The 20,355-nt window shown below is 41.5% G+C and carries 19 protein-coding genes and 1 pseudogene; 9 read left to right on the top strand and 11 right to left on the bottom strand.

Translation table 11 applies throughout. From position 1 onward, the window contains the following. Positions 1-40: 40 nt before the first annotated feature. Positions 41-736 (bottom strand): CpsD/CapB family tyrosine-protein kinase, encoded by a 696-nt coding sequence (locus tag N6H06_RS01670; protein ID WP_062745102.1) that lies wholly within the window; start codon positions 734-736, stop codon positions 41-43. A 21-nt stretch (positions 737-757) separates the two neighbouring features. Next, positions 758-1,459 carry a YveK family protein gene (locus N6H06_RS01665; RefSeq protein ID WP_062745101.1) on the bottom strand — a complete coding sequence of 234 codons (702 nt, stop codon included), beginning with the start codon at positions 1,457-1,459 and terminating at the stop codon, positions 758-760. Between the two features lie 297 nt (positions 1,460-1,756). Here N6H06_RS01665 and N6H06_RS01660 point away from each other — a divergent pair, with 297 nt between their 5' ends. The 3 genes and pseudogenes from N6H06_RS01660 to N6H06_RS23130 all read left to right on the top strand — a co-directional run. Next, positions 1,757-2,680, top strand: a complete 924-nt coding sequence (locus N6H06_RS01660; RefSeq protein ID WP_263705472.1) for an LCP family glycopolymer transferase — start codon at positions 1,757-1,759, stop codon at positions 2,678-2,680. Positions 2,681-2,710: 30 nt separating this feature from the next. Beyond that, complete coding sequence (locus N6H06_RS01655) at positions 2,711-3,199, top strand: tetratricopeptide repeat protein (RefSeq protein WP_212954559.1); 489 nt, start codon at positions 2,711-2,713, stop codon at positions 3,197-3,199. Between the two features lie 417 nt (positions 3,200-3,616). Next, a pseudogene (locus tag N6H06_RS23130) lies at positions 3,617-3,826 on the top strand (DUF4937 domain-containing protein); the annotation flags it as partial. A 205-nt stretch (positions 3,827-4,031) separates the two neighbouring features. Here the strand turns inward: N6H06_RS23130 and N6H06_RS01650 are convergent. The 7 genes from N6H06_RS01650 to N6H06_RS01620 all read right to left on the bottom strand — a co-directional run bounded on the left by N6H06_RS01650 (position 4,032) and on the right by N6H06_RS01620 (position 11,832). Beyond that, positions 4,032-4,502 (bottom strand): nucleoside deaminase, encoded by a 471-nt coding sequence (locus N6H06_RS01650; protein WP_062745095.1) that lies wholly within the window; start codon positions 4,500-4,502, stop codon positions 4,032-4,034. Positions 4,503-4,911: 409 nt separating this feature from the next. After that, on the bottom strand, positions 4,912-6,831 hold the full coding sequence (locus N6H06_RS01645; RefSeq protein ID WP_212954561.1) for a BglG family transcription antiterminator: 1,920 nt from the start codon (positions 6,829-6,831) through the stop codon (positions 4,912-4,914). Between the two features lie 70 nt (positions 6,832-6,901). Next, complete coding sequence (locus N6H06_RS01640) at positions 6,902-8,323, bottom strand: glycoside hydrolase family 1 protein (RefSeq protein WP_263705471.1); 1,422 nt, start codon at positions 8,321-8,323, stop codon at positions 6,902-6,904. Between the two features lie 11 nt (positions 8,324-8,334). Then, on the bottom strand, positions 8,335-8,676 hold the full coding sequence (locus N6H06_RS01635) for a PTS lactose/cellobiose transporter subunit IIA (protein WP_263705470.1): 342 nt from the start codon (positions 8,674-8,676) through the stop codon (positions 8,335-8,337). Beyond that, positions 8,657-9,904 (bottom strand): PTS sugar transporter subunit IIC, encoded by a 1,248-nt coding sequence (locus N6H06_RS01630; protein WP_263705469.1) that lies wholly within the window; start codon positions 9,902-9,904, stop codon positions 8,657-8,659. Before N6H06_RS01630 ends, N6H06_RS01635 begins: the two co-directional genes overlap by 20 nt. Before the next feature lie 14 nt (positions 9,905-9,918). Continuing rightward, positions 9,919-10,221 (bottom strand): PTS sugar transporter subunit IIB, encoded by a 303-nt coding sequence (locus N6H06_RS01625; RefSeq protein ID WP_062745088.1) that lies wholly within the window; start codon positions 10,219-10,221, stop codon positions 9,919-9,921. Between the two features lie 351 nt (positions 10,222-10,572). Then, entirely contained in the window at positions 10,573-11,832 is a 1,260-nt protein-coding gene (locus tag N6H06_RS01620; protein ID WP_263705468.1) for an FtsW/RodA/SpoVE family cell cycle protein, read from the bottom strand. Between the two features lie 145 nt (positions 11,833-11,977). Between N6H06_RS01620 and galE the strand changes: the two genes are divergently transcribed. From galE to N6H06_RS01600, 4 genes are all read left to right on the top strand, one after another. Further along, positions 11,978-12,994, top strand: a complete 1,017-nt coding sequence (gene galE, locus N6H06_RS01615) for a UDP-glucose 4-epimerase GalE (protein ID WP_062745085.1) — start codon at positions 11,978-11,980, stop codon at positions 12,992-12,994. Between the two features lie 330 nt (positions 12,995-13,324). Next, the gene (locus N6H06_RS01610; RefSeq protein ID WP_263705467.1) at positions 13,325-14,242 is read left to right on the top strand and encodes an LCP family glycopolymer transferase; all 918 of its coding nucleotides are present in this window, start codon (positions 13,325-13,327) and stop codon (positions 14,240-14,242) included. 22 nt (positions 14,243-14,264) lie between these two features. Further along, a complete protein-coding gene (locus N6H06_RS01605) occupies positions 14,265-14,537 on the top strand; it encodes a GNAT family N-acetyltransferase (protein ID WP_062745080.1) in 273 nt (90 codons plus the stop codon). A gap of 71 nt (positions 14,538-14,608) precedes the next feature. After that, the gene (locus N6H06_RS01600; protein ID WP_263705466.1) at positions 14,609-15,835 is read left to right on the top strand and encodes a hypothetical protein; all 1,227 of its coding nucleotides are present in this window, start codon (positions 14,609-14,611) and stop codon (positions 15,833-15,835) included. 56 nt (positions 15,836-15,891) lie between these two features. Here N6H06_RS01600 and N6H06_RS01595 read toward each other — a convergent pair whose 3' ends face one another. Both N6H06_RS01595 and N6H06_RS01590 read right to left on the bottom strand, forming a co-directional pair. Then, complete coding sequence (locus N6H06_RS01595) at positions 15,892-17,136, bottom strand: DNA polymerase IV (RefSeq protein ID WP_062745077.1); 1,245 nt, start codon at positions 17,134-17,136, stop codon at positions 15,892-15,894. Between the two features lie 147 nt (positions 17,137-17,283). Continuing rightward, positions 17,284-18,534: a C40 family peptidase gene (locus N6H06_RS01590; RefSeq protein WP_062745075.1), complete on the bottom strand. Its 1,251-nt coding sequence runs from the start codon at positions 18,532-18,534 to the stop codon at positions 17,284-17,286. 326 nt (positions 18,535-18,860) lie between these two features. Here N6H06_RS01590 and N6H06_RS01585 point away from each other — a divergent pair, with 326 nt between their 5' ends. Both N6H06_RS01585 and N6H06_RS01580 read left to right on the top strand, forming a co-directional pair. Beyond that, the gene (locus tag N6H06_RS01585) at positions 18,861-19,673 is read left to right on the top strand and encodes an arylamine N-acetyltransferase (RefSeq protein ID WP_263705465.1); all 813 of its coding nucleotides are present in this window, start codon (positions 18,861-18,863) and stop codon (positions 19,671-19,673) included. A gap of 79 nt (positions 19,674-19,752) precedes the next feature. Further along, complete coding sequence (locus N6H06_RS01580; protein ID WP_062745072.1) at positions 19,753-20,244, top strand: DinB family protein; 492 nt, start codon at positions 19,753-19,755, stop codon at positions 20,242-20,244. The last annotated feature ends 111 nt before the right edge of the window (positions 20,245-20,355 follow it).

Below are 20,355 nucleotides of genomic sequence, written 5' to 3'. Positions count from 1 at the left end.
TAAGCTGGCTCAACTGGCAAAAGCAATCGCAACTTTTTCGTTATTTGTAATAATAATAGGTTGTATCGTCAACTGGTTTATTGTTTAACACGACGCCAAGCAAATGAGCATTCGCCTTGACGAGGTTTTCTTTCGTTTTTTGCAACTGCTCCCTGTCTGTCTTGCCGCTTGACGTGACAATAATGGTGCCATCGACTTTGTTGGCGAGGATTTGCGCATCGGCAACAGCCATTACAGGAGGCGTGTCCAAAATAACCATATCATATTTATCTCTTGCTTCTTGTAAAACAAGCTCCATCATTTTGGAGTTTAACAATTCAGCCGGGTTAGGCGGGATCGGGCCGCAAGTCAACAGGGAAACATTCTCGACGTTTGTTTCCTGAATCACATCGTCCTGCTTTTGTTGGCGTGTCAGTACATTCGTCAACCCACGGTTGTTCATGAGCCCAAATGTATAATGAGCCGTCGGCTTTCTCATATCTGCGTCAATAAGCAAGACCGTTTGCCCATTTTGGGCGATGACAACAGCTAAGTTGGATGCCGTTGTTGATTTCCCCTCCCCGGGGCCAGCAGATGTGACAAGCAGCGATTTAATTTCCGTGTCAACTGCCGAATATTCAATGTTCGTCCGGATCGTGCGGTATTGTTCAGTAATGGGTGAACGTCGATTTACATCGGCAATTAGTTGCCGTTTTTTCTGGACTGGCTTTTTCTTCGTGCGTGTTAGACGTGCCATAAGTCACCTGCTTCCTAAAATCTAAGACGTCTTTTTTGCAGCCGCATCGACGCTTTCCATATTAGAGACAGCGCCAAGAACAGGCAAATCAATGATGTTTTCGATGTCTTTTTCCGTTTTTATTGTCGTATCCAAGTATTCAAGCAAAAAGGCCAAACCGACCGCAGCCATAAGGCCGACAACAAAAGCAATCGCCATATTTAACAACGGTTTTGGGCTGACTGGCGTTGGGTCTTCGCCAATTTCTGCTTCCGAAAGAATGCTAACATTGTCGATGCTCATAATATCGGGAATTTGCTCTTGAAAAACAGTCGCAATGCTATTCGTCAAAAGTGTGGCATCAGCCGGGCTTTCTGACTCGACCGTAATCGTCACCACTTGTGAGTTGCTTTGGCTACCAACGGAAACGGCCGCTTCTAAATCGCCGTAAGTCATGTCAAGTCCTTCAGTCTCAATGACTTCATTTAAAATTCTTGGACTTTTAATAATCTCGCTATATGTATCGATCAGTTCGAGATTGTTGCGGACGACTTGCTGGTTTAGTTGCCCTTCTGGAACAGCCTGGTTCACGAGAAGCTGCGTAGAACGTTCATACATGGGCGTCAGCACAAACGAGCTGACAATCGCGCTCACGAGCATAGCAAAGAGCGGAATGGCCACAAGGAGCCGCCATCTTTGTTTCAATGTTTGAAAGATTTCTTTCAAACTTATGGTTTCTTCCATTTGTTTATATACCTCCTAGACGTCACTTCCCTGACTCTTTACGAATTATATCATAATTTGCAAAGAAATTACCCTGAAATCTAGCTTATCTCCAAGAAACTTTAGTCCCTCGTTTTCCTACTTTTCCGCCAATAAACAGGTCTTAAGGCCCACGACTAAAAGTTCAATTCTATCAATTTTATTTTTCACTTAAAAATACAAAAAGATAGGGTTGTGGAATGATAGTAAATTAATTATCCTATTAAGAAAGTAGTTGCCTATTTCCATATCTTCAATTAGAAAGGCGTTATCCTTATTATGAAAAAGAAAACTGTTTTAAAAGTCATCGCCCTTATTTTCGGGCTCCTGTTTCTGAGCGTGATTGCTTACGGTGTCTATTTGTACAACGACATCCGCCATACAGCCAATGAAATGTATGACCCTCTTCCAAACCGCGAAGGCGCTTCACCCCTTCGCCCCGCTGGCCTTCAAGTCGGAGAACCAATGTCGATTCTTCTTGCTGGAGTGGATTTGACAGAAGGCCGCGAAGACGAAGTTGTTGGCCGAGCCGACTCCATCATGGTACTGACGTTAAACCCAGCAGAAGGTACAACGAAAATGGTTAGCATTCCTCGTGATACCCGAGCAGAAATTGTTGGTCGCGGCACGGTGGAAAAAATCAACCACGCTCATGCATATGGCGGCGCACAAATGCTGATTGATTCAATTGAAGAAGCGTATGGCATACCAATTGACCATTACGCTAGTATTAATATGGCTGGATTTGAACGTTTAATTGATGCTTTTGGCGGCGTCACGGTTTACAATGATTTTGAGTTTGGAATGGATGGTTCTCATTTCCCTGAAGGAACGATTGAGTTAAACGGAGAAGAGGCGCTTAAGTACACACGCATGCGTTATGACGATCCTCGCGGCGATGCCGGACGAGCCAACAGACAACGAGACATTATTGACGCACTCATGCAAGAATCCGCCTCTCTCGGCTCGATTACAAAAGTCGGCGAGATTCTAGATGTGCTCGGCACCACTGTCCGGACAGACTTATCATTAGATGCCATGTGGGACTACCAGTCTGAATACCGCCCTGCTCTCGGTTCAACCGAACAAATCGAAGTTTCCTATACAGGGGAAACGATTGACGGCATTTGGTATGCGATTGTCAGCGATGAAGAAAAAGCCCGCGTGCGAAGTGAAATGCTATCACACTTGGGACTCGAATAAGCTAAATTCCTTTATACAAGGAGGGATGGGATGCATCCACTGGCAAAAAAAGCATTCTCTTTACAAGCAGCAGGGAAGTTAGAAGCGTCGCAAGAAACATTTGCCGCTTTGCTTGCTGAGCAGCCCAATGACCCCCTCTCCCACTACTACTATGCCTCTAGCCTTGATCGGCTAGGGAAAGAGCGCCAAGCTGTTCCTCATTATGAACAGGCGATTGCCTTAGGGTTAACAGGCGATGATTTAGAAGGCGCCCTTTTAGGCCTCGGCAGCACATACCGTGTGCTTGGCGAGTATGACAAGGCGGAAAAAACGTTGAGTAAAGGCTGCTCGCTCTTTCCGCATAGCAACACATTGCCAGTTTTTTTAGCAATGGCATTATACAACAACAGCAAGCACAAAGAAGCAATGGAACGGCTCTTGCATACCATTGCTAATACGACAAATGACACTGCCTTAAAGAGCTATGAAAAAGCGATTCGTTTTTACGCAGATAAACTTGATACCGTCTGGGATCAGTAATGGCCAGAGGCGCTCAAATGAGATTACATTTGAGCGCCTTTTTTTCCGCATTCCCCTCCATCCCCGCTCTCCATTAACGCAACGAAGGAAAGAATTGTCTGTTGTTGTCTCATAGGTCTTTACGCCCGCAAGTTCATCCTTTTTGTATAGTTCTAAAGAACCAATAGATTAAACCGGTAAAACAAACCTTCAACGTGATTACGGCTGAAGCATGCTTCCTACCTATTCTTTTCAGGGAACTTGGTCATTAGCATCCATCATGTATACGTTCTTATTATAGATAAGAGATTGTAAAAAGGCTTAAAGGAACGGGCAGTATTGTTGGAGTAGAGTTCACTTCTATAATCAATTGTATACATTGGAGGAGGAGCGTAGTGTGTTTATTAAACAGATCACTTGTAAAGTAAAAAAGAAAGATGTTTTTCTGATGGTCAAGCTAAATGGGATTATTTAAATACATTGGAAGGCTTTGTAGATCAAATTGGAGGGTGGACTGATAAAAAGGCTCATACGAATGACTTGCAAAACACTTTCCATAGATTGATTAAAGAAAGTGACGTAAATGCTGATGTATCGACGATTTATGGTGATCAAGTTGTAGTAGAAAAATCTTGGTTGCTTTATTAAATAGTTAACGTAAAAGATTAGTGGTGAATTATTCGTTTTATACCTCGCACCTAATAGGGAGAAATGAAGGAAGCGGAAATAAAGCAATATGTTTCCGTTCAAAAACGCCAGTTTTAAAGCATATGACCGAGGCAAACGCTCGCATACTTCGTCGTTTGCCTCGGTTGACAAGCGTTTTGTCTGACCAATAGTTACCGTTGGCGGCCTAATACTCGGTTTTTGTCGCAAGCGCCTCCCACATTTGGAACGGGCGCTTTTTTTCGGTTATCTCATACGCATAAAACGGAATTGTCCGCTCCTTGTAAGGTTTTTCAATCTCTTTGTAAATAAATGCATCATCAAATCCGACTGCTGCTGCATCCTCTTGTGTTGCCGCAAAATAGACCGCCTTTGGCCGGGCCCAGTAAATTGCGCCCAAACACATCGGGCACGGCTCACAGCTTGTGTAAAGCGTACATCCTTCAAGCTGAAAGTCGTTAAGCGTGTTGCACGCATCACGAATCGCAACCACTTCTGCGTGTGCTGTCGGGTCGTTGGTGTTCGTCACGGAGTTAGTGCCTTGGCCAATAATGGCCCCATTTTCATCCACGATGATCGCCGCAAAAGGGCCACCCCCGCATTGAATACTTTCAGCCGCTAGGTTAATCGCTTTGGCTAAATACATCGAATGATCCATCATTGCCTCTCCTCTCTTTGTGCTTCATGCATTTCAACTTAATCCAGTTACTGTCCCTTCAAATACATTTATCTTAGCGCAATATGCTTGTTAGCAGCAACGGAGTAGGGAGATTTTCTCCTGAACGGGCAACTGTACTGAAAGAAGGAATGGCAGCTAAGGACGGTCAGGAAGATAGTAGAACACAGCCAGCACACACAAGCAATAATGTTAAAGACGCTAAGAAACCAAAAGTAAATTGCTCTGTTATTTCTTAGTTCAAGGCGAGGGGCATGCGATTGGCAATAATAGGATAACTATATATGTGCCTATAAGGCTCCATCAAGCATAATAAAGGAACGATCTACAATAAAACGTCTCAAAGTAACGCAGTAACGGTTATAAGCTTCAAAACCAGACATAGTTCGATCTATAAAATTCTCTCAATGAATTCTTGTAAACTTCTACTGCTTAATACAGTTGACAATTTTTTTTCTTCAGTAAGTAAAACAATTAATTTATCGAAAACCTCTCTAAATACACCCTTAGTTTCTTCGTTTATCGCGAATAATAAAACCAAGTTCACGTTCGTTTCTCCCCAAGGAATCGGCTTATCAAAAATGGATATAAACATCTTTGTCTTTAAAGCATTCATTTCTAATGAATGTGGCACTGCGATTTTCCCCCAAGCCGTAGAAGATAAATTTTCTCTATTAATTACCTCCTGTTTAAATTTTTTCGTAACAATATCATTTTCCTCAAAGGTATCTGCTACTAAAGCTATCAGCTCACTTGAATGTTTGACAGGAGGATTAATCATAAAGAACTTATCTTCTGTAATGCTAGATAATAACTTTTTTAATCGCGTGTGCTCTCTAACTCCTTTTAAATTACTGATTTCCCTTTTCAATATACTTATATCAAAACTCGTTAATAATGGGTTAATAACAATTAATTTTTCCTCTGTCTTAAAGGAGAGCGTTGATATAACAAGGTCGAAAGGTTTATTATCCATTTCTAAAAATTGATCAACTGAAGTAAAAAGATTAGATACAGTTATATCCGGATTAAACTCTTCAATTCTTTCAACAAACTTACTAGCGAAATTGTAATAATCCGGAAAAATAACTGCTGCATTAAATTTATTCTTCAGCTTCTCATGATAATCAATAATTGCTCCAAGATGTAATACTATATATGCAATTTCATCATCACTGATATTATAACCAGTATGATTAAGGATCGTATTAGACATTTGAACAGCACAATCAAATAAAAACGGAGTAGTATATTTAATATGCTCTGTCATGGGATTTTTATTGACATAGTTTGCTTTCAATCGTAATAACATATTATTTATGTGAAGCGAAAACTGTCTAAAAAAACTATTGTCATACTCATCAAAATAAAAGTATTCTCTTAGATCTTTTAACATTAATTCAACTAAATGCAGTGTCTCTTCGCCTATTAGGCTCTGAAACATTTCTTCATTAAGCTTGTGGTAATCCGAGGACATAATATTACTAAGTATTAGTAACCGGAGTTCTTTTAACTCAAATGAATTGTATGTAATGTTAAAAAGGGACTCTAACTCCTTGGAGATTTCAGACACTAAGGTTATTTCTCTTATACTACTAAAATCTATATCAGGTTCTATTTCAGCTTCAATATTACTGTAAAAGTCGTTTTTTATACGCTCCATTCCGATGATTATATACATTACAATGTTTACAACAGAATAATGATTCATGAAATAGTGATACTTTTTAGTTAATCTGGTTATTACATTTGCAATCACATTAACATTGTAATTTGGATAAGCTAATTGCACGGACTCAAAGGTAATTCCTTTGTCTTTAACTTCAGAAAAATATAGGTTGTTGATTGCTTTTTGTTTCATACGTTGACTACCAGATAAAACAATTTTTTCATTCTTTGTTTCTAATCCTAACTCATAGTGAGTCAAATGTCTTCTTATTTTAGCTAGATCTTTATAGATTGTTGCCTCGCTTACATTTAGTTCCTCACTTAAATCATAGATATCAATATTGCCACTTTTATTAGCTATATCCGATAATAAAACCTTTTTGATAATATAGTGAAATCTACCGTCAGGAGTCTCTGGTATTAAGTTTCTTGATTGATATAAAATATTATCTACCCTACTCTTATCAATCAAGTAGCCCACATTGGAAGATATGATGAAACCAGGAAATTTTTTATTGATTACGCGGATATTATCTTTTACACTACGCTTAGATATGTGTAACTTATCTGCCAAATTTTGCGATGTAGTTTCTCGATCTTCTGAAGCTAATATTAAAATTAATTTACGCTGTACTTCCTTCATATTATCACCCTAAGATCATCAAAGAATAAACAATTCCGCTCATTGGTACACACCTGCGATCAAGCTCTATTTACAAATTTATACCATTTGTTTTGATGGTTTCTTGTAACCAATAAAAACTCTGTTTTTTTATTCTTTCTAATGAACCATTGCCATTGTCATCTAGGTCAACATAGATACAACCATACCGTTTTGACATTTCAGCAGAAGAGCAGCTGACAATATCAAAGGGAGTCCATAAGCAATAACCGATTATATTTACTCCATCTTTTATAGATTCTTTTATTTGTTTTAAGTGATCCTTTATATATTCAATCCGATATGAATCATTTATCTCTTTATTGCTAGAAACTACGTCCCGAGCACCAAACCCATTTTCTGTAATAAATAATGGGGTTTTAGGGTATCTATCGTTATAAGTATTTAATGCTGTCCTTAAGCCTAATGGATCAATTTCCCATCCCCATTCAGACTGTTCTAAATACGGATTTACTGATTTTTCAGGAGATGTTAATTTATCTTTAGTCGAATCATTAATCTTTGTATAGTAATAACTAAAGGATAAGAAGTCCATTGTATAGTTTTTTATTAACTCTAAATCATAACTGTCTATATTTAAGTCAATATTATGATCAGAGAAAAATCTTATACTATATCCAGGATATTCTCCTCTAAGAGTTACATCTGAAAAGAAAAATTGCATCTGGTTTTTTCTTAGATTAAACAAAACATCTTCAGGCTTGCAAGTAGCAGGATGGGCAATTTTATCGCTTAGCATAAGTCCTACTTGCAATCCTTTATATTTAGTACTAATTTGTTTTGCAATAGCAGTAGCAACTAACTGATGATGTACAGCTTGATAGATGTCTTGAAGATTATTAGATAAAATGCCTAGAGAATTAAAAGTTAACAAGTTAATTTGATTAAATGTGATCCAATATCTCACCTTTTTATGATATCGATCAAATAAAACCTCACAAAATCTCCTGAAAAATTCAATCAATTTTCGATTTGACCATCCCCCATACTTCTTAACTAAATTGATGGGCATCTCATAATGTGAAATAGTCATAATTGGTTCCATGCCATTCAGTATTATTTCATCAATTAGTTTATCATAGTACTCTAATCCTGCTTCATTACATTGGAGATCGTCGCCATTCGGAAAGATTAATGACCAATCAAAGGAAGTTCTAAAACTGTTCAAGCCTAGCTCTTTTAACATCTTCAAATCTTCTTTATAAAATTCACTAAATCTAACAGCAGTTTGTTTTGGATAATAAAAGTTTTTATTAATTTTTAATGAATCTATATTATTGGGGATGGTTGAGTCTTCTTTCCTGTCGTTACGGTTTTCTTTATAGAAATAGGGATGGCAATCAGCAATTGAAATTCCCTTATCAAATTTACCGAAGAGTCCGTCAGCTTGATTAGATGCAATGCCTCCTCCCCAAAAAAAGTCTCTTGGAAATTCATCTTGCTTTTTAAACATACTATCACTTCCTATTTTTTTAAGTTCTGAAAGATCACGATAAACTTTTTTGTAAGATTATACTCTGTATAAATGGTCATTAATGTATCTTGCGCGTGAGCAAATAGTAAAGTATGAGGGATATCTTCCCCAGCTACTTCTTCCTGTATGATTTTTGTTTGTGCCTTGTGTGCTAATTTAATTTCTTCATAAGCGGTATCCATTTTTCTTTCAGCCTTGTCATATTGTTTTATAGCGATTAATTCCAAGGAATCCATTATCATAGCTCTAGCATCACCAGCATGTAAAATTATCTTCATAGCTGCTTTGTTAATGTATTCCAATTTTTCTTCTTTAGATTGAGTGTCCGACATCCGAGTTTTCCTCCAATTCTTTTTTTGCTTCTTGTCTGTCATAAATTTTAAAGAAAGGGTACCAAATAATTGTTGCGATTGCTAAGTTAATAGCTACTAATAATACAGCAGTAAATGATTTAGTAATTAACCAAGCACTCACTCCAGCTGGTATATACCACATATTAAATACTTCCGCAGGGATTGCTACAAATCCTGAGGTTAGACTAATATAAGTGACAAGTGGCAGGACTAATCCAATAATCCACATTGGCACCATCATAATAGGGTTCCAAGCAATTATCGCAAAGACAATAGGTTCATTAATGTTTAGAAAGCTTGGCACTATACTTGCTTTACTAAATGCTTTTAATCGTTTTGACATAGCAAATAACATCATAATAGCTAAAGGTAGTGTTGCTCCTCGACCACCTAAACTTAGGAAAGCATACATAGTTTCTAATGTATTAGGTAATACGGCTGCTTCCCCTCGCGCAACGGAATCTATATTAGCTGTAATGGCCATCAACATGATAGGATTCAGAATAGGTTGGAAAACCCATGCACTTATTCCCATCGAATAGAAAATAGTTGGAATTAAAAAGAGTAAAACCATACCTGGAAGCGATTGGGCAATATTATTTAGTGGTGAAAAAAAGCTAACTATTAAATTAAATAAATCAAATTCTAGATGAATAACTAATAGCCAACCTAAAGTGACTACAATTGCAACAGGTAACATAGAATCAAACCATTGTTTGACGAAATCAGGGACGACTGAATCCTCACCAAAGAAACTGAAATTTGAGAAAAAACTCATTACTACTGCAGTTGTTAAACCGGCAATGATTGCAACAAACATCCCCCCGGCACCAAAACTTGCAAAATCATATACATGCCCTGCTTCTGTAACTGTAGGGTTAACACAAATCATATATAATGAAATACCTGTAAAACCGGCAACATATTTATTTTTAGGTTTCTTCTTTAGATCTAAAACAGTATATGGAATTAGAAACACGATAAACAAGGCAATTAGACCAAATGTATAACTTCTAATTGGTGACAAATCGGGAATGTCTGGAAAATAGGCTTTAATAACGTTGTAAAGTGTAATAAGAGACCCGACCAATATCATTGGTAGAGTCTTCATGATTGATGACTGTAAAGCTGAAATCCAAACGTTTTTTGTTACTCTTTCCATTGCGGGTGCAACAGTTTCACTCATCCAATCTAATAATTTCTTCATGTTTACATTACTCCTTATAAGTAATTCATCGCTTTAGCTAGTACGCCAGCCCCATCTAAAGAGGCGTAGTGATTTTTATCTATTAACAAAACTTCTATTGAATTGTCACCTAAGCTATCTTTAATTTCACTTAATTTGTGGGCTAAGTGTGGTCCAAGAAATAAAACACTCACCCCTTCGATATTTTCTAAAATTTCAGTATCGCTTACTGCACTAACTTTTACATCTATTTTTTGTTTTTTTGCGGCTTTCCTCATTTGTTGTGCTATGAAACCACTTGAAGCTCCTGCACCACAAGCTAATAGTATTTTTTTCATAATCATTCCTCCTAGTAAATTTTAACTAAATTATAGGTGCTTACAGATCGGTAAACAAATAAATATTTTTTTAGCGGTGGTGCAAATTTTTATTTTCAATTTAGAAGCTACTGACCTGACCTTCATCTCAACCCTTAATACGAACACGATTCTAAGATACAAATAATAAAGAGCCACACTAAGTGGCTCACCTATTTCCTTATGGCACTTCGAAGCATCAGTTGTGAACACAAGCCCCTTCATCAACTCGGTTCATTGCCTTAGATGCTACTTTTCATTTTAACTATTATTCGCTAGTCTATAGCTACTGCACAAGGCTTCCCCTTACAAACACGGGGAAGATGGGCGAACCTAGAGAGGCAGCTTAAATCGCTTTCCTTTAATGGAGAAAAGCGTCCCTTTGTCTGAGTCGACGACTTCATTGTTTGACTTGAACATATACGTTTTTTGCCTCATGCCAATATTGAGAACAATGCCGATGGCAAGCATATTCGTCATGAGCGCACTGCCTCCATAGCTAAGGAAAGGCAATGCAATGCCAGTGACAGGCATTAGCCCAATGGTCATGGCGATATTTTGGAAAATTTGAAATGTCAACATGCCGGCAATACCAGCAATGATCGACGTTCCGTATAAGTCATCACATGAGTGAGCGAGCATAATCAGGCGATAAATAAGTAAAAAATAGACGCAAATGACAACCGTCGAACCGAGAAAACCAAATTCTTCACCAATCACGGCAAAAATAAAATCGGTATGGAGTTCAGGCGTAGAAGCATTAGCAGCTTGGACACTATTTAAGAAGCCGCTTCCCGTCAATTGGCCAGAACCAATGCCTCGTATCGCATTTAATGTTTGCATCGCATAACCTGATGCATACTCCTCTGGGTATAGCCACCCGAGGATCCGTACAAGCTGATGTTCTTCTAACACATATTTTGTAATCAGTTCAATATGGTTTAAAAGCAAATAATAAAGAAAAGCGATTCCTGCTCCTGCAAGTGCAGCCAAACTGGCTAGTACTTTATAGGAAACATTGGCCATAAGAATGGCAGTGGCAATGATGACAGCAAGGACAAGTGCGCTTCCTAAGTCCGGTTGCTTTAAGACAAGATAGAAAGGCGGGATCCCAAAAGCAGCAAGCCAGCCAAGCTTTTTTAAATCGGCTTTGAGTCCTTTTTCGGAATAACGTTGATTCAGCACCACGATTAAATGGGCAAGCGTGAGGACAAGAATGATTTTCATCACTTCTGAAGGCTGGTAAATCGGCGTGCCATTAATGCCAATCCAACGCGTGGCGCCTTTATTTTCAACGCCAAAAAATTGCACCCATAACAACAAGATCATGCCAAAGGCAAAAATAGGGATCGTCAAGCGTTTTAAGTATTCATAGTCAACAAGCATTACAACAACCATTAACACGAATCCGATCAAAAACCATTTTGCTTGCGAAAGGGCAAACACATGGCGGTACTTTTCATAGTCTTCAGCACTGAAAAACTGGGTGGTTGTGCCTGCGTAAATGGCCATGATACTCATACAGCCTAACACAAACACGAAAAACAAGAGCGTATAGTCAATCCTATCACGCCACGATTTTTCTTGCTCCATTGATCGATTCAGCCCCCGGGATTTTTCTTTTATTTTACCAGGTTTTTCATAAGGATTGTTCGTTCTTTCTTCTATATTTTGTTTCTTGCATTTCTGGTATACTAGAGTGAACAACACTTACTTTGTATACCGTGGAGGGAATACTATGTCCATTCTCGTTACAGGCGGTGCCGGCTACATTGGCAGCCACACTTGCGTTGAACTCTTAACAGAAGGCTATGACATTATCATTGTTGATAATTTTTCCAACAGTGACCCTGATACTGTTAACCGCATTGAAGAAATCACCAACAAAAAAGTGAAGACGTATGACATTAATTTGCTTGATTCCTCTCGTTTAGAAACGGTTTTCGCTGAAAACCACATTGAAGCGGTCATCCATTTTGCCGGTTTAAAAGCTGTCGGCGAATCGGTCGAAAAACCGCTTCATTATTATGAAACGAACATAGGCAGCACGATTCATTTATGCAAAACGATGGAAAAATATGGTGTATACAAACTCGTTTTCAGTTCATCAGCAACCGTGTACGGATTGCCTGAACAAGTTCCAATTGAAGAAAACGCGCCGTTAAAAGCAGTCAACCCTTACGGCAATACAAAAATCATTATTGAGGACATGCTCCGTGATTTAGCGACTTCTAATAGCAATTGGCGCATTTCGCTACTACGCTATTTTAACCCAATCGGCGCCCATAAAAGCGGCCTTATTGGCGAAGAGCCAAGCGGGATCCCAAATAATTTGATGCCTTATATTACACAGGTAGCCGCCGGCGTGCGTGAAGAACTTTCTGTTTTTGGCGATGATTACCCGACAAAAGACGGTACATGCATCCGCGACTATATCCATGTTGTTGATCTTGCTTTGGGTCACTTGCAAGCCCTCAAAAAAATCGAAACATACACAGGTGTGCAGGCATATAACTTGGGGACAGGCACTGGCTACAGCGTTCTTGAAGTGGTTGACGCCTTTGAAAAAGCGACTGGCATCACGATTCCGAAAAAAATCGGTCCACGTCGTCCAGGTGATGCTCCTGTCAGCTATGCCGACCCAACGAAAGCAAGAACCGAACTTCAGTGGGAAGCAAAGCGGACGCTTGTAGAAATGTGTGAAGACTCTTGGCGTTGGCAAGTCCATCGCAAAGCACGGCTTGAAAGCAAGTAAATGAAAGTCGAATAGATGTTGAATGCAAATGGAGCCTTTCGCAGGAAAGGCTCCATTTGCAGATTGAACCAAATCGGCCCAACAGAAAATAGCTTGAATAATGAAACAGAGCAAGCTATTATCGATATTGACCGACATGCATAGCAGCCTCTTGCTAAACGTAAATGCCCCACACAAAAAGCCATGCTTTTCATACGTGTTTTCAATTGCCCGTATACACGCCGTTGCTTCCGTTGAGACTAAGGATGCACAGCAACTTTGTTTTTTGCAGCTTGCTTTTTCTGAAAGCGGGTATGGAAAAGAAAGACGTTTGGAAAGGATCGTTTTTTGATGAAATCGTACACAAAGGGAGTCATTGCTTGTTTGGCGGTCGGCTTGCTTTTGTTTGTTGGCTTTGGCTATTCCATGTATGAAGCTGTCTTAAATGCCAACGATAACATGCATACCCCTCTTCATAGCAGAATAGACAACGGGGGCATTTCTGAAAAGCGGCAGTCAACCGCAGAGCCAGGCGAACCACTCGCCTTTCTGATTGCCGGCGTTGATAAAACAGCTGGATCAGGCTATGGCCGTTCGGATGCATTAATGGTAGCAACGGTCAATGCCAAAGCACAATCGGTGAAGCTTGTTAGCATCCCCCGGGATACGAAGGTACAGATTGCTGGCCACAGTATGGCCGATAAGCTGAACCATGCTCACGCTTATGGAGGGCCCGATTTAATGGTGCAAACGGTTGAGGAGCTGCTTCATATTCCTATCGATCATTACATGGCGGTTGATATGGACGGCTTTGTTGATGTGATCAATATCCTTGGCGGTGTTTCTGTGGTTAATGAAAAAAGCTTCTCGATCGATGGGTACGATTTTCCAAAAGGAACACTCTCACTGAATGGCGAAAAAGCCCTTGCTTATGTACGGATGCGTAAAGAGGACCCTGCCGGGGATGCAGGCCGGACAAGCCGCCAACGCGATGTCATGGAAAGCGCTATTGATAAAGGTTTGCAAGTTGGTAACTTGGCGAACATCCCTGCGCTCCTACAATCCCTTAGCGATGCCATCGAAACGGATTTGACACTTACAGAAATGCTCCATTATGTTTCTGCTTACCGCCCTGCCGCACAGTCGATTAAGCAGCTAGATATCGTTTACCGTGAGGAGACAGTGAACGGCCTTTGGTTCGCCGTCATGCCACAGGAAGAAGTAGAACGCATTGGCCATGAGTTGCGCACTCATTTAGCGATCGATTAAACGCCAAAACCAAGGAGAAAACATGAATATTCACAAACAACCTAAACGTTACTCGTTTAAGACAGAAGCGGGAAAAACAGTAGGCGAATTAACCTTTTTTGAAGAAGACAACCATATGGTCATTGACCATACCTTTGTTGATCCTGATAGTCGAGGATCAGGTATTGGCGCAAAACTCGTCGCCTCTTTCGTAGCCGATATGAAAAAACAAGGCAAAAAAATCGATCCCATTTGCCCGTTTGCGAAAGCCGAGTTTGATAAACATCCAGAATACCAAGAGTTGGCGATTAAATGATTTTCTCGTTCTAGTATTTCATTCATGTTAGAATATGGAACAGTCAACAAATGATGATGGAGGAACAGTCAATGAGGATACACCCTTTTCTTCGCCAATCATTGCGAACATTAAGCGGTTTCAGCCTCTTTGCTGCTATATTGCTTTCTGGCTGCCAAGCCCCTGAAGCGAGCCCCGCTCCGAATAAGGACGATACTTCCCAAGGCAATGGTGTCTCTGAGGACCAACAACCAGAGGGGCAAGCGTTGACAGTTGTCAACGGAGATAAAACCGACATCCTTTCCGCTCGGGCAGCAACAGCTCCGTTTGATAAAACCTATTTAGTACCAGATGGCTTTGAAGTCGTTGAAACAGCCAATATGTTAACATTTGTGTCGGATCAAGATCCTTCTTTTCAAGTTTCCGTCAGCACGGAGCCGCTCCCTTCCGATAAAGATTGGACGTTGCGCCATGATTACACAACACTTGCTCTTCGTTCCAACGAAAGCGAGCCTGTGGAAATTGATACACATTGGTTTCCTGAGCTTGGTTTTGATTATTATTTGACCGTTGATGACAGCCATGGCATCGTTCATCGTCTTGTCCGCTTTGACGAAAAACGAGATCATATGTATGTAGCTGCGCTGTCTTTGCCTGCCGATTTAAGCAAACAAGACGGCGAAACTTATGAAGAAGCGGTTAGCTTGTTCCACGCGATTCTCGTTTCTGCTAATCATGAAAGCGACAAAGGCGAGAGTTCCATTGATGAGGACTTGGCTACGGTTCCTTTAGCTCAAAAATTAAGTGGCAAGCCTAGCGCCGAAGCAAACACGCCTGAAGAAAGCCCAGTTACGGAAGTGCCTTTCTTCTATGATGGTGAAGACCATTCCTTTCTTGCTCATACATTTGTGCTGTTTGACACACTTGAGATCCAATTGCCTGAAGGCTACCAAATGCGTCGTTTAGGTGAGCAATCTTATAGTTTTTGGAATGAACAAAACCAAATGTTCGTGCCGATTTCCATTATTATCGGCCTCGCCCATCCAGACGTACCTGCCGATATGCACATCAACGCGCTCCGTTCCGCACGCACAGAAATAAAGTGGCCGCTAACCGATGCCTTAGATTGGTACGATTACGCCTTCGCCGACGCGAACAGTGAGGATGAATTTAGCAGTATCACGCTCATTAAAGAACTGGCAGACGGTCGTATCCTTGATTTATCGGTCCACACAAGCGAACAAGCGATTGATTCCCTTATCTTGGAACAACTTCTTGCCTGCCTTGCAACGGCCACAGAAAAGCAACCAGTGAAATGAGTGAAAATATCAAGCTTCCTGACCGCTTCCTAGCACGGGGAGCTTTTTTGAATAGCTCATTTATAATGGCCACCAATTTTTTGGCTTCTGTCTCGAAGCTGTGACGCTTTTTGCAACGAAGAAGCACGCTGGATCGCGAGCTTCCCATACTTTTGGCGGATGCCGTCCATCACATAACCAATCGTTGACAGACGATCCCTACTCGCATTGTCGTCAAATAAGCTAAGCTGCCAATTCTGGTCACTTTGCAAGTTGCTCACGCCTACGCTTAAACGGCGGATTGGATAGCCGTCCCAAAACCGTTCAAGCAACGCGCACGCCGCTTCGTATACTTCCATTGTAATGTTGGTTTCAAAAGGAATCGTATACTGCCGGTGAAACCCACGTTTTTCAACAAAATCGGCACCATTGACACTTAGGGAAACCGTACTCCCCATCCAGCCATCCTGCCTCAAACGCGCGCATACTTCCTCGCATAACTCAAGCAACACGACACAAATGTCCTCCTTTTTCACATAGTCCCGAGGCAGCGTCATGCCATTTCCATATCCTTTACGACGGGCGTGGGCGGCCCTCGTTACAGGTGAGTAATCTTCGCCATTGGCTGACATCCACAAGACTTGGCCATGGACGCCAAAACGTTTTTTTATCCGTGCGCCATCCGTTTGCGCCAGTTGGCCAATCGTTCGAATCCCCATATTACGAAGGTGGACGCTCATTTTTCGACCAACGCCAAACAGTTTTTCAATCGGCAAGCACCATAAATCAAGATCAAGGCTGTCTTTTCTAAGCCAATAAATCCCTTCACTGCTTTTTTTAGCAAAATTGTCGCATGCTAGTTTTGCCAATACTTTGTTTTCACCGATCCCAACTCTTGCCTTTACGCCAAAGCGGTCCATAATGGCTTGCTTCACTTTTTCTGCTATCTCATAAGGGGGACCAAACAACTTTTGGCTCCCAGTCACATCCATAAACTGTTCATCAATCGAATAGGGCTCAACCAAATCGGTAAACGTGCCAAGAATTTTTGAAATTTGTAGGGAAATATCAACGTAGCGCTGCATATGTGGTTTCACAACAACTAAGTCTGGGCATTTTTGCTGCGCCTCAAATAGGCGCTCAGCATTTCGCACTCCCTTAGCCTTTGCTAATGGGCATGCCGCCAAAATGACGCCGCTTCTCCGATTCACGTCACCAGAAACGACAAGGGGGCGCCCATCGTACTGGGGATTGGCCGCATGTTCGATCGACGCATAAAACGATTCCATATCAACAAGAAAAATGACATTTGCCCGCTTCATGTTTGTTGCCCTCCCCTTTGTTTCTGATTCTAGTATATGCGAATATGCGTTCCCTATTCAAGAGAAAAAACGAATAGACGTTCGGTATTTTTTGCCATTACTCTTCTATTATCTGAGCAAAAAAAGAACCAGGCAAAAGCCTGATTCTTAATGAAGGCGCTTAGCACCTAAGTATCTTGGTTTCCAGTAACTATTGTTCATGTCAGCGACTTCAACTCCCCGTGAAGAGCCAGCATGAATGAATTTATTGTCACCTATATAAACGCCATTATGAGAAGGGCCAGCTTTATAGGTTTCAAAAAAGACAACATCGCCTACACTCGGTGAGCTAACAGATGTGCCCTTATTCCATTGTTCCGCAGCAGTCCGGGGAACGCTAACGCCATTTTGCCGGAAAATGTATTGGATAAACCCACTACAGTCAAACCCAGACATAGAAGTGCCTCCCCAAGCATATGGGACGCCAATGGCCGACTGCGCGCTAGAGATCAAGCCTGAGACAAGCCCGCTTGCGTTTTGGTTCGTCTGAGAAGGTTGATTGTTGTTTACTGTTTGGTTTTTGTTCACAGGGGCAGGGTTGTTGCTAAGTTTCGCAAATGTTTGCGGCCCAGCAATCCCATCAGCGGTCAGACCATTGTTTTTTTGGAATTCACGCACAGCCGAACGGGTCACCTCACCATAATAGCCTGTTGCATTCTGATTAAAGTAGCCGAGAGAGCGCAGCTGATTTTGCAAATCGGTCACTTGGCTGCTGCGATCGCCGAGACGAAGCACGCCCGTTGACGCAGGCTTGTTTTCTGAAGAGGTGTCATTTCCTGAAGCACGATTACCGCCGTTTTTAAGCGCTGCTTGTGTGGCCGGTCCAGCAATGCCATCAACTTGCAAGTTGTTCGCCTGTTGAAAAGCACGCACCGCATCACGGGTTACCGTGCCATAGTAGCCCGTAGGAGATTGGTTGAAGAAGCCGAGCTTGCGCAGATCTTCTTGTAGCGCTGTCACACTGCCGCCGCGGCTGCCTACGCGCAGAAGGCTTGTCTTGCTGGATGGCTGCGTATCAGCCGTTTTATTCCCATTGTTATTCGGTGCCGATACAGCCGCGCCTTTCAAAGAACCTAGCGTCTGTGGACCAGCAATACCGTCAACAAGAAGGTTATTCGCTTTTTGGTAAGCAATCACCGCATCTCTTGTATGCGTACCAAAATAGCCTGTAGCAGTGCCGTATGTAAAAAACCCTTTTTCTTTTAGAGCATTTTGCAGTTCAGTCACATCGGGATGAGACATGCCCTGACGGAGTGTACGGTCGCCGAGCGCTGCATCTGCATCTTGTGGGGCCACTACGGCAATACCCGCCACAACGGCAGAAGAGAACAGCACTTTATTGAAAGTAGATTGTGCCAAGAAAATGCCTCCTTCTAAAGTGATTTCAATCCATTTTCCTTTTTCGACAGCATGTTGCCTTCGTGAATTATATCGGCTATGGAATGTAAATTTTAAACGAAATATGGTGGCTGCACTACCGATGTAATTGAAATGTAATATTACAAAAGTGCCTCCCCTTCTATCCTTTTTTGTAAAAATCAAGACTGGGCGGGGTTTCGCACAGGTTGGGAAAATCCTTAATAGGATTTCTCAGTCAAAAGATGGAGAGGCGAATGCACCAAAAAGCTGAAGACGCTAAAGGCATTTCCTGGTATGGTGAAATAAAAAGAGGAGGTAATTTAAAAATGGTCGAGTCAAAAGTCTATTTGCAGCTATTGGGACTAGAACGGCAACCCCCTTCACTCTCTTTTCTCAATGCGATTTGTACAGCCCACTTGCAAACATTCCCGTTTGAGAACATGAGCAAATTGGTCCGTTGGCAAAACGGGATGGAAGGATTGCCGACTGTAAATGAGTTTCTCCAAGCGCGGCGCACACTCGATGCTGGGGGAACTTGTTATTCAATGAACGGAAACGTCCATCTTTTATTAAACCAACTCGGTTTTAACAGCCAACTGATTATGCTTGGCGGCGAGCACATGGGCATCACCGTATTGCTCGACGATACTCGTTATTACGTCGATTGTGGCGCGGCGGCACCATTCTTTGAAGCAGTGCCTCTTCACTTGCGAAAAACAGAGCGCAAATTTGGCAATGATGTTGTTGCAATTACCGCGAGAGAAGATGGGTTATTCGATTACAAACGCTACCTGAATGGAGCACAAACTGGAAAAACGTGGTCTTTTCAACAGGAGAAAAACGACCAAATCGCTGATTTCCAAGGGCTCGTTTCTGCTTCTTATCAGCCAACAGCGACATTCATGGGACTGTTGCGTTGCCAATTGTACCAGCTCGACCAACAAAGAAGCGTCTCGCTTGTTAATAACCGCTTTACGATTAGTAAAAGCAATGGCGAACGGACAACTACGACCCTTTCTTCCGTTGAAGCGATTGAAGACGTGCTGGCCAATGAGTTTAACTTGCCAAATTTGCCTGTTCGGCAAGCAATCGCTGCACTCACTAAAATCGGAATCGACCCATTTGCTAAACAAGCCTAAAACTACAAGCGGTGAGAAGGTTTTTAAAGTCCCGTAACGAATTAGTATGTAGCGTCAATTAACCGAAGGAGCTGGACGTATGAACGCGAGCCAATTATATGATTACCATGTGTGGGCCAACAACCAAGTTTTTGCCCATTTGAGCGCCCAGGAAGTAGGACTGTTAACGCGTCAAGTAACGAGCGTGTTTTCTTCAATAGCGGAAGTGCTTACCCATGTTTACATAGCAGACATTACATGGCTTAACGCCATGCAGGAAAAAGACTTTAACGATATCGTCGACATAAGAACCGAAAAGAGCAAGCAAATGGATGGTGCCTCTTTGGCCTTCTATCAGGAAGCTTACCAAGAAGTAGCACAAAACTTTAGACACTTTTTCGCTGCCAACGACCTAAGCCGGACGATTAAAATTGAGCACCCACGGTTCGGCAAGATGGTTTGTCCATTAGAAGACCTCGTTTTCCATGTCATCAACCACGGTACTTACCATCGCGGCAACATAACGGCAATACTGCGGCAACTAGGGCTAGCCGGCGTGCCAACCGATTATGTTTTTTTCAAGTATCTCTAAAGACAAATGATGGCCTTCGCACTTTTGACAAGCGTTCGTATCTTTCATTGTTGTCCTGGTTGACAAGCGTTTCCGGTCAGTCTACATTTAACCAAATTAACAGGCTTTTTC

The organism is Shouchella tritolerans, assembly GCF_025770735.1.
Lineage (GTDB): Bacteria > Bacillota > Bacilli > Bacillales > Bacillaceae_D > Shouchella > Shouchella tritolerans.
Note: the sequence above shows the minus strand (reverse complement) of the source record. Positions and strands in the feature narration are given on the sequence as shown.

Bases quoted from the DNA above. Each gene is read 5' to 3' on its own strand.
- N6H06_RS01620 (WP_263705468.1), bottom strand. From the start codon at position 11,832: ATGGAGCAAGAAAAATCGTGGCGTGATAGGATTGACTATACGCTCTTG.
- N6H06_RS01630 (WP_263705469.1), bottom strand. From the start codon at position 9,904: ATGAAGAAATTATTAGATTGGATGAGTGAAACTGTTGCACCCGCAATG.
- N6H06_RS01605 (WP_062745080.1), top strand. From the start codon at position 14,265: ATGAATATTCACAAACAACCTAAACGTTACTCGTTTAAGACAGAAGCG.
- N6H06_RS01635 (WP_263705470.1), bottom strand. From the start codon at position 8,676: ATGTCGGACACTCAATCTAAAGAAGAAAAATTGGAATACATTAACAAA.
- N6H06_RS01580 (WP_062745072.1), top strand. From the start codon at position 19,753: ATGAACGCGAGCCAATTATATGATTACCATGTGTGGGCCAACAACCAA.
- N6H06_RS01640 (WP_263705471.1), bottom strand. From the start codon at position 8,323: ATGTTTAAAAAGCAAGATGAATTTCCAAGAGACTTTTTTTGGGGAGGA.
- N6H06_RS01665 (WP_062745101.1), bottom strand. From the start codon at position 1,459: ATGGAAGAAACCATAAGTTTGAAAGAAATCTTTCAAACATTGAAACAA.
- N6H06_RS01595 (WP_062745077.1), bottom strand. From the start codon at position 17,136: ATGAAGCGGGCAAATGTCATTTTTCTTGTTGATATGGAATCGTTTTAT.
- N6H06_RS01585 (WP_263705465.1), top strand. From the start codon at position 18,861: ATGGTCGAGTCAAAAGTCTATTTGCAGCTATTGGGACTAGAACGGCAA.
- N6H06_RS01610 (WP_263705467.1), top strand. From the start codon at position 13,325: ATGAAATCGTACACAAAGGGAGTCATTGCTTGTTTGGCGGTCGGCTTG.
- N6H06_RS01655 (WP_212954559.1), top strand. From the start codon at position 2,711: ATGCATCCACTGGCAAAAAAAGCATTCTCTTTACAAGCAGCAGGGAAG.
- N6H06_RS01645 (WP_212954561.1), bottom strand. From the start codon at position 6,831: ATGAAGGAAGTACAGCGTAAATTAATTTTAATATTAGCTTCAGAAGAT.
- N6H06_RS01670 (WP_062745102.1), bottom strand. From the start codon at position 736: ATGGCACGTCTAACACGCACGAAGAAAAAGCCAGTCCAGAAAAAACGG.
- galE (WP_062745085.1), top strand. From the start codon at position 11,978: ATGTCCATTCTCGTTACAGGCGGTGCCGGCTACATTGGCAGCCACACT.
- N6H06_RS01660 (WP_263705472.1), top strand. From the start codon at position 1,757: ATGAAAAAGAAAACTGTTTTAAAAGTCATCGCCCTTATTTTCGGGCTC.
- N6H06_RS01650 (WP_062745095.1), bottom strand. From the start codon at position 4,502: ATGGATCATTCGATGTATTTAGCCAAAGCGATTAACCTAGCGGCTGAA.
- N6H06_RS01625 (WP_062745088.1), bottom strand. From the start codon at position 10,221: ATGAAAAAAATACTATTAGCTTGTGGTGCAGGAGCTTCAAGTGGTTTC.
- N6H06_RS01600 (WP_263705466.1), top strand. From the start codon at position 14,609: ATGAGGATACACCCTTTTCTTCGCCAATCATTGCGAACATTAAGCGGT.